We start from the raw sequence: 13,208 nt of genomic DNA, 5'->3' as shown, positions 1-13,208 counted from the left end.
ATATTACAATTGAATGAATATCTTAATCAATAAGCCTATCTGAAGAATCATCAATATAGGCAGGCCCCACTTAAAAGCGGCATGCTTCGTCTTATGGCGGAATTGCTTCATCCCCAAAAAGGACCCAGTCCCTCCGCCTATGACCGCCCAAAACCAAAGTGTCTTTTCGCTGATCCGGTACTCCCCATTACGCGCTTTCCTTTTGTCGATTCCCATTAAGGCAAACCCGATGATGTTCGTGATGATCATATAAGCAGCAATGAACCATACTCCTTGCATCCTCATTCCCTCCTTTAAATATGTAAAAAGCCACCCTCTTGAAAAGAGAGTGGCTGTATCAGTCAGACTTATTTGTCTAATTGTTGTTTAGCAGCAGTTGCTAATTGAGCAAAAGCTTGTTCGTCAGCAACAGCAAGATCAGCAAGCATTTTGCGGTTCACTTCGATACCAGCAAGCTTTAGACCATGCATTAAACGGCTGTAAGAAAGACCGTTGATGCGTGCTGCAGCGTTGATACGAGTGATCCAAAGTTTGCGGAAATCACGTTTCTTTTGACGACGGTCACGGAAAGCATAGTTTCCTGACTTCATTACTTGTTGGTTAGCTACTTTGAAAAGAATATGTTTCGCGCCATAGTAACCTTTAGCTAATTTTATTACCTTTTTACGACGTTTGCGAGTAACAGTACCGCCTTTTACACGTGGCATGTTATTTCCCTCCTATTTAACTCGATAAATCGAACTTATTTAATGTTGTCTAGCATATGACGAATACGTTTGAAGTCACCTTTGCTTACAAGGCTAGCTTTGCGAAGCTTACGCTTTTGCTTAGTAGATTTGTTAGCAAATAAATGGCTTGTGTAAGCGTTAGAACGCTTAAGTTTGCCGGATCCAGTCTTTTTGAAACGTTTAGCAGATCCGCGGTGAGTTTTCATTTTAGGCATAAGGTATTCCTCCTCATTACAAATTACTTTACAATTACTTTTCGTTTTTCGGTGCTAAGATAATGAACATGCTGCGCCCGTCCATTTTTGGGTGTTGCTCGATTGTAGCCACTTCTTTACATGCTTCAGAAAAACGAACGAGTACACGTTGACCAATTTCCTTATGCGTAATGGCACGTCCTTTGAATCGGATAGAAGCTTTTACTTTATCGCCTTTTTCAAGGAATTTAATACCGTTGCGAAGCTTCGTATTGAAATCATGTTCTTCAATCGTCGGGCTCAAACGAACCTCTTTCAGACTGATGACTTTTTGATTTTTACGTGCTTCCTTGTCTTTCTTTTGCTGCTCGAAGCGGTGTTTTCCGTAGTCCATGATCCGGGCTACCGGAGGCTTTGCATTTGCAGCAACTAAAACTAGATCAAGATTTACACGAGCGGCAATTTCCAATGCTTCGAATTTCGTTTTAATTCCAAGTTGTTCTCCGTTTTGGTCAATAAGACGAACTTCACGGGCTCGGATGCCCTCGTTTACCATCGCGTCTTTACTAATAGTTAGCCACCTCCAAAGATATTGGCGAATACGAATATTTGAATAAATTCGGTCACGCTCACAACTCGCTTACAGGATATAATCATAATAAAAAAGTGTGGATGCATGTTGCACCCACACTGATAGACTCATTCAGAAAGATCCAAATAATCAAATCATGACCTGTTAACTGCATTGTTTGCGTCAACCAGGTGAGAAGCGGGTGCTTCTTCTTTTCCTCAAACACGTATTCAATTCACTTTAGAAATATATCATAAACACTGATGACTTGTCAAATGCTAATTTATTCGTTTTTCACAACAAAATTAATATTATCAGACATTCTCATTTTTGACAATACGTTTTTTAAAGTAATTTGGACAAAAAATATTCATCATGATACTTCCCATCAAAAAAAAGTGATTCCCGCTTTTTTTCCTTCCTTTTCAAAACCCATCTTTCGATATAAGGAAAGCGCAGGGGCGTTGTTTGCAATCACGGACAATTCCAGGCGCCGGATTTCGTTTGTCCGTGCATGCTCCTCCATTTTCTGAAATAGCTTCGTACCGATGCCTTTTCCCCTGTCCTGTTCATTGATGCCGATGACGATTTTGGCTGAATGCCTCGTTCGGCCCATTTGATTGCCCAATAAGATCAGGTAACCATTCAGTTCATGGCCACTAGCAGCAACGAGGAAAACGGAAAGGGGATTTTTTTCGATTTGCTCCATTTGCTTCTCCATTTGTTTCGCTGTCGCTTTTCTTTCCCCAGGGTTGAACAGCATATACCCGGAATCTTCAACATGATTGAACAGAGCAGCCAAGTTACCCGCGTCTTCCCTTGAAGCCTTTCTAATCTCCATTTATCCCCACTCCCCCTTTGGTTACAGTCCATACTGACCGAAGCGATCAAATGTTAAGAGTTTTCTTTCGCCTTTTTCTTTTTCTCAATGGCGTCCCAAGAAAATAGGGCTATCCAAAATAACAGGACCGGGACGATGGCATATTGTCGATAACCATCCAATAACAATAAGATGATGATGACAAGGAATGTCGGTCCGAATAGATAAGTAAATTTCTTTTTCATGCTGCCCCTCCTTTTCATTGCTGTACATATTTTCACATGATGGTTTCATTTTATCATGCCATAATTAAAAAGAGGGACACAACTATATGTGCCCCTCTTTTTGATGTTAACGGCTTACTTCAGCCTTAATCGCTGAAACGAAATCTTCAAAAGCGATCGTTTCGGATTTTTGTTCACCGTATTTACGTACATTCACGCTGCCTTCTTTGGCTTCATTGTCACCAACAACCAGCATGTACGGGATTTTTTGCATTTGCGCTTCACGGATTTTGTAACCGATTTTCTCGTCACGTGTATCCAGGTCGACACGAATGCCTTGCGCTTTAAGTTTTTCCTGTACTTCTTTGGCATAATCCAAGTGCACTTCAGGTGAGACCGGGATCACTTGTGCTTGGATAGGTGCAAGCCAAGTCGGGAATGCCCCCTTGTATTCTTCGATCAAGTAAGCGACAAAACGTTCCATTGTGGAAACGACACCGCGGTGGATAACAACCGGACGATGCTGCTTGCCGTCCTCACCGACGTAATTAAGATCAAAACGTTCAGGAAGCAAGAAATCAAGCTGAACCGTGGAAAGCGTTTCATCTTTTCCTAATGCAGTACGTACCTGAACATCGAGCTTAGGACCGTAGAATGCCGCTTCACCTTCCGCTTCAAAGTAATCCAGACCTAGTTCATCCATGGCGCCTTTTAACATGCTTTGCGCTTTTTCCCACATGTCATCATCATCGAAGTATTTTTCAGTATCCTGCGGATCGCGATAAGACAGGCGGAATGAATAATCCTTGATATCGAAATCTTTATATACTTCCAGAACCAGGTTCACAACGCGCTTGAACTCTTCTTTGATTTGGTCGGGGCGGACAAAAATGTGCGCATCATTCAATGTCATCCCACGTACTCGCTGAAGGCCGGAAAGGGCACCTGACATTTCATAGCGGTGCATCAAGCCTAGCTCGGCAATCCGGATTGGCAGTTCCCGGTAGCTGTGGATGCTGTTTTTATAGACCATCATGTGATGCGGGCAGTTCATCGGACGCAAGACAAGCTGTTCGTTTTCCATCTCCATGACAGGGAACATGCCGTCCTGGTAATGATCCCAGTGTCCAGAAGTTTTATAAAGGTCCACGCTACCCATTACAGGTGTGTAGACATGGTCATAACCCAAACGTTCTTCCTTGTCCACGATATACCTTTCGATTGTCCGGCGGATGGTCGCTCCTTTTGGCAACCACATCGGCAGCCCTTGTCCCACTTTCTGTGAGCTCATGAACAAGTTCAATTCTTTACCGATTTTACGATGGTCACGTTCCTTGGCTTCTTCAAGGAAACGCAGGTGTTCGGCTAAATCTTCTTTTTTATAGAAAGCCGTACCGTAAATGCGTTGCAGCATTTTGTTTTTGCTATCGCCTCTCCAGTATGCTCCAGCGATGCTCAATAGCCTGAATTCTTTGATTTTCCCAGTTGATGGAACATGAATTCCACGGCAAAGGTCAAAGAATTCACCCTGCTCATAAAGCGTTACCTGCTGATCGGCAGGAATTGCATCGATCAACTCCAATTTATACTCGTCGCCTATTTCTTTAAAACGGGAAATCGCTTCATCACGACTTACTTCAATGCGGGAAATTTCCAAGTTCTCGTTGACGATTTTCTTCATTTCTTTTTCAATCAATGGAAGGTCTTCGGGAGTCAATGATTCCTCCAGATCCATATCATAGTAAAAGCCGCCCTCGATGACTGGCCCTACGCCGAATTTAGCGTTTTTGTACAAACGTTTGATCGCTTGTGCCATCAAGTGCGCTGTACTGTGACGCAATACTTCAAGAGCATCCGCTGTGTCCTGTGTGACGATTTCGATTGAACCATCTTGTTCAATCGGGCGTTTCAAATCATATAATTCACCATTGAATTTTCCGGCAATGGATTTTTTCCTTAAACCAGGACTGATGGATGCAGCGATGTCTTCAGTTGTTGTGCCTTTAGCAAACTCCTTAACCGCTCCGTCAGGAAAAGATATTTTCAGTAATTCTGACATTCAGTTTCACTCCTTCTTATTGTTCAAACAAATTACAGGTATTTGATTCCATTACAACACAAAAAAGCCCGTCCCTGTATAAAACAGGGACGAGCTTAGTAATAAATATCATTAACCCGCGGTTCCACCCTCGTTCCAGCTTGCTTTTCACGGCAAAATGGCACTTGTAACTTGGTAACGGCAGCTTCCCGTCAGCTCATATTCGCAGAATGCCTGCTTTCCGAGCCGAAGTTTAAAGGTGGTAAGTGTTCCATGCGAATAGGAAGCTTACAGCCTGTTGGCTCCCCTCTCTGATAATCGGCGACTAGAATACCCTTGTCCTCATCATAACTTTTAGTTTTTTAATAGTATGTAGGAAATTATAATTTGTTATACGGTGAAAATCAAGGTTAATTTTCTTTTTTCCACGAAAGATCATTCAAATGCATAGAAAATGACGAAAGTGGCAGGATAGTGGCCCGTTCTTCGAAAATCCTTGAAATGGTCTGGATCAGCCCCTCTTCCTTGTCATCGGTATAGATACACAAGTTTTCAGGAGCAATCGATAAAAGCGGGGCAAGTATCACCGTATCGAGAAATAGTGAACTTTTGGCAAGAAGCCTCCTGTCGATCATACTATTGATTTTTGGACGGTCGAGCTTGCTGAACTTCTGATCATAGAAATGAAAACCATCCCGGTTGACCAGGTGAAGCTTTCTTAATTTCGACTTTTGCCCATGAAGGCAATCACGGAGCGTAGCAATGAAATTTTGATAGTCCTGTTCCAGCTTGTATTCATCAATCGCCTTGACGACATACTTTTCCAACGTGTGCTGAAATGATTTCAAACGGAAGGTCGTAAAAGAATCGAATGAAAAAGATACCTTTCCAGCCAAGATGCTTTGAAGTCCTTCCTCAATCAATCGTTTCTCCGTACTGAATGCTTCATCTTGACTCCTGGCTCTTTCCACCTCGATGATTGATGATGCAATTTCAATGATGGCTTCAATTTCTTCCCGTTCCCTATAAAAAAATTTACCGACTATTATTTGCTCCAGAACAGGAAGCGTCTTTTCTTCCAATAAAAAAGAATGAAATGCATCACGAAGCAGAATTAGCCATTCATCACCTGAAGACTCCGTCATATCCACATACATGCCTTGTTGCGGAAGAAATCGAATATATGCTTGAAATTCTGCCCCCAGTGGATGGACAGAAACGAAATTCAGTAATTTCAATGCCTCTGAATCGTTTTGAAACGAAATTTGCACTACGACATCCCCCCTTCCCCCTTGCTTCTTTTTTCATGTATATGGGGATGGGGACGTGTTTAGAAGTAGGATGGGCCTTGTAAGAAGAAAAAAGTGACCTCCATTAAGAGACCACTTTTCTTCATCTTCTCCGATTCACGCCATCAAGCTTGACCGGCTCAGCTAAATATTGAATTCTTTCCAGTACCCTGGCCGCCTTCACTTCTTCCTTCTCACCACGCTGTGAAAAGGTCAGGTGGTTCTCCAGGCCATTCAAGTCAAAATTCGAAGTGAAAAACGTCGGCAGGTTTTCCAGCATCCTAAATTGTAAAATCGGACCAAAAACCTCATCGCGTCCCCAGCTCGTCATGGACTCCGCTCCAATATCATCAAGCATGAGGACAGGTGCCGTTTTCACCATTTCAATTTTTTCATTGACCGTATTATCACCTATCGATCCCTTAAGTTCCCTCAAGTAGTCAGGTACATAGACAATAAGGGAGGAAATTTGCCTTTTTGCAAGTTCATTGGCGATCGCACCTAATAAGTACGTTTTCCCAACACCGAATTTCCCATATATATATAAGCCTTTTTGCCTTTTACCTGGCTCATATTCCATAATGAACGACATCGCTTTACTTAAGACAGACAAGCGTTTGTTTTCATTATCCGTTTGGGTAAAGTCTTCAATGCTCGCCTTTAAAATATCCTTCGGTACATACAGGCTGCGGATCAACTTTTCCCGTTTCCGCTTTTCATCCTCTGCCAATTTCCGCGGGCAGACTTCATAATGCAGGTTCAGGGCTTTCCCTTGAACCACCAATTTGGGATAATACCCTTGCATCATATTGATGCAGCCATCCAAGCTCGGACATTTATCACACTTATTGCTTTGTGAAGTGAACTCATAAAGCTTCCCCAAGTTTTTATCAATCATTTCCTTCGTGACCGTCGAGCTGTTGGCATTCATAAATAACCGCACTTGTTCGTTTTCAAAAATCTCCTGTTTCAGCTTTTCATAACGCTGTTGAAATTGATTTGTATTGGCCAATTTATTAAGGGACCTATTAATCTTTTCCATCGTTCATTTCACCTCCTGCTTTCCACAGCTTCCATTTCTCCAGAAGCTCGCGTTTCTGGGCATCCAATTCAGGCTGATCTGCATTCTGCTCCTGCTGTGCTTCTTCTTTTTTCTCAAGCCACTCCGGAACCACTTCTTCCCGTATCGCCTTTTTCCGGCTGCCCTTCGCAGCATTCCTGCTTCCTTGAGCCCAGTCCTGATATTTCCGGTGTTCATTTTTAGCCAGCTCCATCGCCTCGACCACCGTGGAGACCTTCAGCCGTGCCCAATGGCCTGCCAGCTTTTCGACATAGCCCTTCGTGAACTTCATATCCGTTTTGAGCATGACATATTCAATCAATACATTGACGACACCCGGATTCAGCTTTTGATTGATCATCACGCCCTCAACCACTTTCAAATCACCGCTTGATGGCTCTGCACCGCCAGACAATTGCATCAGCCGCTCCCTTGGAGAAATCGTCTCCAAATGACGGATTAACTCTTGTTCCTGTGTTTTCGGTTCCTCTTTTTGTGTCCGTTCACGAATCGGCTGCACCCGATTGACAAGGGAAGGCATATCGGCCTGCCGTTCGATCTGGTACCAGTCCCTTGCCGCCTTTCTGAGCACTTCCTCATCGATCTCATCATCCAATGAAACGGCATCCATTACTAGTTTTTGCATTTCAAGCGGATCGATGCCATATAAAAAAGCAAGTTTGGCAATCGTACTTTTTATTTTCGGAGTAAAGGCCTTTTTCGGTACGATCGAGGATTTTATCCCGGCAAATAAAAGGTCAAAATCAAATAAGTCATCAAACCCCGCTGGCTCGACGCCTTCCGTCCGATCGATGTATTGCTGTTCAGGCATCGGTTGCCATTCATCTTTCGCTTCATCCGTTACATACAAAGAGTCCAAATGATCTGATGAGAATACTTCCGCAAAAGATTTAGTCACACCTTCATATTGATCGGTTAAGATATGGTCATCACAAAAGAATCTCTTTAACCGGTTAAATTGCGCTTTACCGATTTTTTTGTATAAGTAAATATTCAGCATTCCATCCGTGAAAAACTGCTGGGGGGAAAGCGGCGGGTTTAACTCATAGATGAATTCCTTCGTTTCATTTTTCGATTTCTTATATACATTCAACAGACCGATTCCCTCAAGTAAAAGCCGTGCTTCGTAAATATCACCTAACTTAAGGCCGATGGTATTCATTAATTGATAATGTGAGGAGGTTTCCGACCATAGCCTGTTTTCCTCCAACTCACTCCATAACGTCATATATAGGCTAATGCAGATAGGTCCAATAAGAGGTTGATATAGTCGGGTAAGTATTTTCCGATCATAATCATGAAGCAGCCCCGCAGATGAGACCAAATATGAATCAGCTGGGAGCAATTCTTGCCAATGCTTTGACATCTCCATTCAAACCTTTCAAAAGATGTAGTGAAAAAAGAGCCAAAGTGAATCTTCAGCTCTACTTTCTTTCTTTATTTATCAAATCTTTCAATTCATCGATAAAGACATTGATGTCTTTAAATTGTCGATAGACGGATGCGAACCTTACATAGGCAACCTCATCGACTTCTGCCAGCTTGTCCATCACCATCTCGCCGACACTGTCGCTTTTCACTTCCGATATGCCCTGGTTGCGTAGTTCTTTTTCTACATAACTGGTAATTTGCTCTAGTTCTTTCAAGGGAACCGGACGTTTTTCGCAAGCCCTGATTAAGCCACGCAGGATTTTATCACGACTGAACTCTTCCCGCGTCCCGCCCTTTTTCACTACAATAAGCGGTGTTTCCTCCACCTTTTCAAATGTCGTGAATCGAAAACCACATGCCTCACATTCACGGCGTCGTCGAATCGATTTACTTTCATCGACTGGCCTGGAATCGAGCACTCTTGTTCCGTTATATTGACATGATGGGCATTTCATCATTATCAGCTCCGTATTTTATGTAGGACTCCCCTATCTAAATGTTCCCCAAGGAATTACTTCTCTATCTTAATCTTATATTAAATGGAACGGCCAGTACAAGTAAAAAGTGTAACTTCCAGCAGCAGGCACTTTTTGTTCTGCCGTTGAAGCACCGTTGTCAAAGTCTTTATGCTGCAAGGGCATCCTCCCCTATAAAGGGAAGCAGACTGCCGATTGATTGCATTAAAAAAGAGATGCACCCATGGCATCTCTGTGTATACGTGTTTTTTATAGGGCACTTATATTGGCTTTTTTCATTTGTACAGGACCTAATCCACGTGGTAATTCTATGTTTTCACGTGTTTGCGCATTCAAAGCTTCTGCAATATAATCTGCCGCAATATTCGGATCCAAGTTACCGCATGTATAGACATCAATGCTCGCATAGCCGTGTTCTGGAAAACTGTGAATCGTTAAGTGTGATTCCGAAATGATGACAACCCCGCTGACTCCTTGTGGAGCAAATTTGTGAAAGGCAACTTCTCGTACCTCTGCACCTGATTTCAAAGCAGCATCAACAAAAATCTTTTCAATTAAATCGATATTGTTCAGTTTTTCAAAGTCACAACCCCAAAGTTCAGAAATGACGTGTCTACCCATTGTTTCCATAGTGTAAGCTGTTTCCATATTAAGCTTCCCCCTTACCATGATTTAAAAATAAGTTCTGATAACTACCACGGGGGAAAGTTAGTCCAAAGAGGTCCTAACCCTTTAAGTAGCCATCATGCAAACCGCTTTTGAAGAAGTTCACGATTCATAGTATATATGGTTTGAATTTTTTTTGCAACTCCAAATTGAATTTTTGGAAAGATAAACTTTATATGTAATTGGGATATAGCGAAGGTTCCAATGTGGAGCAAATTCTGTCTTCGGTTTATTCAGCGCCATAAAGCAGCCAGGAATTCATGGATCACTGCATTAAAAATAGCCCGCTAAAAAATTTTAGCAGGCTCGGTTTTTTCATTTTATTTCACTGATAATTCGACTTCGGAAGTTTTTTTCAACTCGGAACCAACCAATTTCACTAGGTCCACTACACGGTTGGAGTAACCCCACTCATTATCATACCAAGCAAGGACCTTCACTTTCCTGTCCCCGATCATCATCGTCGTCAATCCATCGATGATTGCAGAGTGTGGATTCGTTTTGAAATCGCTGGAAACTAAAGGTTCCATCGTGAATTCCATGATTCCTTTTAGTTCATTTTCTGAAGCATCGATGAAGGCTTGGTTCACTTCTTCAATCGTGACATCACGGTTTAAATCCACAACAAGATCGACTAAAGATACGTTAGGTGTCGGTACGCGTATCGCCATTCCATGAAGCTTGCCTTTTAATTGCGGCAACACTAGTGAGATGGCTTTTGCAGCTCCTGTAGTCGTAGGAATCATGCTTTCCGCAGCGGCACGGGCACGTCTCAAGTCTTTGTGCGGGTTATCGATATTATTTTGATCATTTGTATAAGAATGTATCGTTGTCATTAAACCGTTGTTTATGCCGAATTTTTCATCAAGCACTTTTGCAACCGGTCCAAGGCAGTTCGTTGTACAAGATGCATTGGATATGACGAAATGCTTGTCAATGTCCAGCACTTCCTGATTTACTCCCATTACAATGGTAACGTCTTCATTTTTACCCGGGGCTGATAATATAACTCTTTTTGCTCCTGCGTCTAAATGAAGAGCCGCTTTAGAACGATCATTGAATTTGCCAGTGGCTTCAATTACAATATCTATGTTCATCTCTTTCCAAGGCAATAGCTTTGGATCGCGGTTATTTATTAGTTTTACTCGGCGGCCATTCACTACTAGTGAATCATCTTCAGCTATAATGATACCGTCGAATTTACCATGTATCGTATCATATTTTAGTAAGTGTGCTAAAGTTTCAGCTGGATAGCTTGCATTAATGGCAACAATGTCCAAACTCTCATCTAATATGGCTTTTCGGAAAACCATTCTTCCAATTCTCCCAAATCCGTTAATCGCTATTCTTGAATTCATTGTTCGGACCCTCCAGAAATATTAGTGTTATACTTATTACCTTCCACATGTAATTAGTATAACATAATTCAAAGGAATTGTGCTAATAAAAATGCGGATTGTTCTTATTTTTTCAACACAAAAAGAAGAAACCGGGCGGTTTCTTCTTTTTGTGTTGATTATATGACATACCATTCGCTAAGTATGGACTTCACTTGACGCTTCGTTTCATTAATGTCACCATTATTATCGATGACGGCATCCGCTAAAGCCTTTTTATCGGCCAAGGGCATTTGCGAATTGATCCTGGCAAGTGCCTCCGTCTCCGAAAGACCATTCCTGTTCATTAATCGCTGCAATTGAACTTGCTCATCCACATAGATCAAAAGCGTCTTATCCACCATGAATGTCAGCTTGCTTTCGAATAGGAGCGGAATATCCATGAACACCGTTTCTTCTCCCGATGATAGTGCCGCTTCCGTTTTCAGCCGCATCCAATTCCTGACGGCAGGATGCACGATGCCATTCAATAGCAATCTCTTTTCTTGATCATTAAATATGATCGACCCGAGCTTTACGCGATCTATATTCCCATCCGTCAATAAGATATCTTCACCAAATGCCTTCACAACTTGGTGATAGGCTTCTTCACCTGGCTCAACGACAGCACGGGAAGCCAGATCTGCATCGACAATCGTGAATCCGAGTTCCTGTAAATAGAGGCTGACGGTGCTTTTCCCACTGGCAATGCCTCCGGTGATTCCGATGATTTGTCCCATAAGCTCCCCCTTTTAAACTTATCATAACTTGAATACACCGATGATAATCAATAGTACACCTGGAAGAAAGGTCAAATGCTGGACAACTTTATTATTTGAAAGCAATTTCCCGCTTTGAATTCCGCTCCAAATGAAAATCGAACTCATAACAGCGATGCACCCTGCGAGGATGATCGGCGAAATCCCGATCATAGCCGCTCCTACTCCGGCCCCGAACGCATCCAGCGAAAGTGCAAACCCCAGAACAAGCGCTTCGACACCTGTAATCGTACCTGATTTATCAAAATCGGCATTCAATGGTTTTTGTAAAATATTAATGACTACCCCAAGTGATTTAATTTCAAAATTAAAGATGATCTTTTCATGATATCTATCATCTTTCAAATCTTTTTCAGGCTTAAAATACTGGTATACCATCCAGGCACCAAGAAAAATGAGGATGATGCCGCCTGTTTTTTCAGCCGCCCCGATAGATATGAGCTGACTGATGAATTGTCCGATGACCATCGCTATGCCTAAACTCAATGCAGAACAAAATGAGATGACTGCTATTGACCTTAAGGGGATTTTCATCTTCCGCATACCGAATGTCAAACCTACGCCAAATCCGTCAATACTAACTGCAAAAGCGAGAAAAATAATTTGTAGCCACATCGGAATATTACTCCTTCCCTACTCGTTGCTACCCTAGTATATGGAAGGAGCCCATCCGATGTGTTTGAAAAAACATTAGCTATTTTAGCGGCTGGCATGACGGGCAAATATGTGTGCCGCGTCCTGCAACAACCAGTTTTTCAAGTGGCGTGCCGCATGTTTTGCAGTTCTCGCCTTTTCGTCCATAAACATTCAGTTCCAACTGAAACATGCCGATTTGCCCTTGGGAATTAATGTATGAACGAATCGTACTTCCGCCTTTTTCCACAGCTTCACCTAACGTCGCAATGATTTCAGCATGCAACGTTTTGATTTCCTGCAACGAGAGTGAAGATGCCATTCTCTCCGGATGGATACCGGAACGGAATAATGACTCGTCCACATATATATTCCCAATCCCGACGACAACCGTTTGATCAAGGAGAACGGGCTTGATTTTCCTGTTGGTTCTTGCCAACTTCCTACTTAGCCCCTCGACAGTAAAATCTTCAGACAACGGTTCAGGCCCTAAATACAATAGGGGCAACTGCTCAAATTCTTCCCCTTTGGCAAATAGATGCATTGTTCCGAATTTCCGGACATCCCTGTACCGAAGTTCACTGCCATCGGTGAAAGTGAAGATTACATGGGTATGTTTATCATACGGCTCTTCTTTTGGATGTACGCCGTATTTCCCTTCCATTCTTAAATGCGAAACCAGCGAATAATCATCCAAGGTGAAAATGAGGAACTTGCCCCGACGGCCTATTGCAGAAATCGTCTGCCCCCTTAAGGCATCCTGAAACTGTTCGACAGGCTCAGGCGCTTTAATGATCTTTGGCCAGAAGACGGACACTTCCTTGATCTCTTTTCCGAGTACGAGCTGCTCTAACGTTCTTCTGACTGTTTCCACTTCTGGAAGTTCTGGCATTGCAATCACC

16 protein-coding genes and 1 other annotated feature are annotated in these 13,208 nt (G+C 42.5%); all 16 genes read right to left on the bottom strand.

Annotation, left to right across the window (positions count from 1 at the left end; all coding sequences use genetic code 11):
• Positions 1 to 3: 3 nt before the first annotated feature.
• Complete coding sequence (locus V3595_RS03480) at positions 4 to 279, bottom strand: DUF1294 domain-containing protein (protein WP_101222879.1); 276 nt, start codon at positions 277 to 279, stop codon at positions 4 to 6.
• A gap of 68 nt (positions 280 to 347) precedes the next feature.
• Positions 348 to 707: a 50S ribosomal protein L20 gene (rplT, locus tag V3595_RS03475; RefSeq protein WP_034309067.1), complete on the bottom strand. Its 360-nt coding sequence runs from the start codon at positions 705 to 707 to the stop codon at positions 348 to 350.
• Positions 708 to 742: 35 nt separating this feature from the next.
• On the bottom strand, positions 743 to 943 hold the full coding sequence (gene rpmI / locus V3595_RS03470; protein WP_034309070.1) for a 50S ribosomal protein L35: 201 nt from the start codon (positions 941 to 943) through the stop codon (positions 743 to 745).
• 34 nt (positions 944 to 977) lie between these two features.
• A complete protein-coding gene (gene infC / locus V3595_RS03465) occupies positions 978 to 1,478 on the bottom strand; it encodes a translation initiation factor IF-3 (RefSeq protein ID WP_034309072.1) in 501 nt (166 codons plus the stop codon).
• A 98-nt stretch (positions 1,479 to 1,576) separates the two neighbouring features.
• Positions 1,577 to 1,713, bottom strand: a sequence feature (ribosomal protein L20 leader region).
• Positions 1,714 to 1,881: 168 nt separating this feature from the next.
• Positions 1,882 to 2,334 carry a GNAT family N-acetyltransferase gene (locus V3595_RS03460; RefSeq protein ID WP_485905429.1) on the bottom strand — a complete coding sequence of 151 codons (453 nt, stop codon included), beginning with the start codon at positions 2,332 to 2,334 and terminating at the stop codon, positions 1,882 to 1,884.
• A 53-nt stretch (positions 2,335 to 2,387) separates the two neighbouring features.
• The gene (locus V3595_RS03455) at positions 2,388 to 2,558 is read right to left on the bottom strand and encodes a hypothetical protein (RefSeq protein ID WP_157831018.1); all 171 of its coding nucleotides are present in this window, start codon (positions 2,556 to 2,558) and stop codon (positions 2,388 to 2,390) included.
• Between the two features lie 106 nt (positions 2,559 to 2,664).
• Positions 2,665 to 4,596: a threonine--tRNA ligase gene (thrS, locus tag V3595_RS03450; protein WP_485905428.1), complete on the bottom strand. Its 1,932-nt coding sequence runs from the start codon at positions 4,594 to 4,596 to the stop codon at positions 2,665 to 2,667.
• A 389-nt stretch (positions 4,597 to 4,985) separates the two neighbouring features.
• The gene (gene ytxC, locus V3595_RS03445) at positions 4,986 to 5,846 is read right to left on the bottom strand and encodes a sporulation protein YtxC (RefSeq protein ID WP_485905427.1); all 861 of its coding nucleotides are present in this window, start codon (positions 5,844 to 5,846) and stop codon (positions 4,986 to 4,988) included.
• A gap of 121 nt (positions 5,847 to 5,967) precedes the next feature.
• Complete coding sequence (gene dnaI, locus V3595_RS03440) at positions 5,968 to 6,906, bottom strand: primosomal protein DnaI (RefSeq protein ID WP_241594395.1); 939 nt, start codon at positions 6,904 to 6,906, stop codon at positions 5,968 to 5,970.
• Positions 6,893 to 8,311 (bottom strand): replication initiation and membrane attachment family protein, encoded by a 1,419-nt coding sequence (locus V3595_RS03435; protein WP_485905426.1) that lies wholly within the window; start codon positions 8,309 to 8,311, stop codon positions 6,893 to 6,895. The genes dnaI and V3595_RS03435 overlap by 14 nt, the downstream gene beginning before the upstream one ends.
• A 58-nt stretch (positions 8,312 to 8,369) precedes the next feature.
• Positions 8,370 to 8,831 carry a transcriptional regulator NrdR gene (gene nrdR, locus V3595_RS03430; RefSeq protein WP_034309080.1) on the bottom strand — a complete coding sequence of 154 codons (462 nt, stop codon included), beginning with the start codon at positions 8,829 to 8,831 and terminating at the stop codon, positions 8,370 to 8,372.
• Between the two features lie 270 nt (positions 8,832 to 9,101).
• The gene (gene speD, locus V3595_RS03425) at positions 9,102 to 9,482 is read right to left on the bottom strand and encodes an adenosylmethionine decarboxylase (RefSeq protein WP_034311443.1); all 381 of its coding nucleotides are present in this window, start codon (positions 9,480 to 9,482) and stop codon (positions 9,102 to 9,104) included.
• Between the two features lie 356 nt (positions 9,483 to 9,838).
• Positions 9,839 to 10,876, bottom strand: a complete 1,038-nt coding sequence (locus V3595_RS03420; RefSeq protein ID WP_485905425.1) for a glyceraldehyde-3-phosphate dehydrogenase — start codon at positions 10,874 to 10,876, stop codon at positions 9,839 to 9,841.
• 158 nt (positions 10,877 to 11,034) lie between these two features.
• Complete coding sequence (coaE, locus tag V3595_RS03415; protein WP_350299679.1) at positions 11,035 to 11,634, bottom strand: dephospho-CoA kinase; 600 nt, start codon at positions 11,632 to 11,634, stop codon at positions 11,035 to 11,037.
• Between the two features lie 21 nt (positions 11,635 to 11,655).
• The gene (ytaF, locus tag V3595_RS03410; protein WP_485905424.1) at positions 11,656 to 12,288 is read right to left on the bottom strand and encodes a sporulation membrane protein YtaF; all 633 of its coding nucleotides are present in this window, start codon (positions 12,286 to 12,288) and stop codon (positions 11,656 to 11,658) included.
• 79 nt (positions 12,289 to 12,367) lie between these two features.
• Positions 12,368 to 13,198 (bottom strand): DNA-formamidopyrimidine glycosylase, encoded by an 831-nt coding sequence (mutM, locus tag V3595_RS03405; protein ID WP_485905423.1) that lies wholly within the window; start codon positions 13,196 to 13,198, stop codon positions 12,368 to 12,370.
• Positions 13,199 to 13,208 lie beyond the last annotated feature (10 nt).

This window comes from Bacillus sp. CFBP9009 (genome assembly GCF_036541465.1).
Taxonomy (GTDB): Bacteria; Bacillota; Bacilli; order Bacillales; family DSM-1321; genus Peribacillus.
The sequence above is the reverse complement of the archived record's forward strand: the minus strand, read 5'-3'. Positions and strand labels throughout refer to the sequence as shown.

Coding starts and splice junctions, on each gene's coding strand:
- V3595_RS03480 (WP_101222879.1), bottom strand. CDS start 279: ATGCAAGGAGTATGGTTCATTGCTGCTTATATGATCATCACGAACATC.
- rplT (WP_034309067.1), bottom strand. CDS start 707: ATGCCACGTGTAAAAGGCGGTACTGTTACTCGCAAACGTCGTAAAAAG.
- rpmI (WP_034309070.1), bottom strand. CDS start 943: ATGCCTAAAATGAAAACTCACCGCGGATCTGCTAAACGTTTCAAAAAG.
- infC (WP_034309072.1), bottom strand. CDS start 1,478: ATGGTAAACGAGGGCATCCGAGCCCGTGAAGTTCGTCTTATTGACCAA.
- V3595_RS03460 (WP_485905429.1), bottom strand. CDS start 2,334: ATGGAGATTAGAAAGGCTTCAAGGGAAGACGCGGGTAACTTGGCTGCT.
- V3595_RS03455 (WP_157831018.1), bottom strand. CDS start 2,558: ATGAAAAAGAAATTTACTTATCTATTCGGACCGACATTCCTTGTCATC.
- thrS (WP_485905428.1), bottom strand. CDS start 4,596: ATGTCAGAATTACTGAAAATATCTTTTCCTGACGGAGCGGTTAAGGAG.
- dnaI (WP_241594395.1), bottom strand. CDS start 6,906: ATGGAAAAGATTAATAGGTCCCTTAATAAATTGGCCAATACAAATCAA.
- V3595_RS03435 (WP_485905426.1), bottom strand. CDS start 8,311: ATGTCAAAGCATTGGCAAGAATTGCTCCCAGCTGATTCATATTTGGTC.
- nrdR (WP_034309080.1), bottom strand. CDS start 8,831: ATGAAATGCCCATCATGTCAATATAACGGAACAAGAGTGCTCGATTCC.
- speD (WP_034311443.1), bottom strand. CDS start 9,482: ATGGAAACAATGGGTAGACACGTCATTTCTGAACTTTGGGGTTGTGAC.
- V3595_RS03420 (WP_485905425.1), bottom strand. CDS start 10,876: ATGAATTCAAGAATAGCGATTAACGGATTTGGGAGAATTGGAAGAATG.
- coaE (WP_350299679.1), bottom strand. CDS start 11,634: ATGGGACAAATCATCGGAATCACCGGAGGCATTGCCAGTGGGAAAAGC.
- ytaF (WP_485905424.1), bottom strand. CDS start 12,288: ATGTGGCTACAAATTATTTTTCTCGCTTTTGCAGTTAGTATTGACGGA.
- mutM (WP_485905423.1), bottom strand. CDS start 13,198: ATGCCAGAACTTCCAGAAGTGGAAACAGTCAGAAGAACGTTAGAGCAG.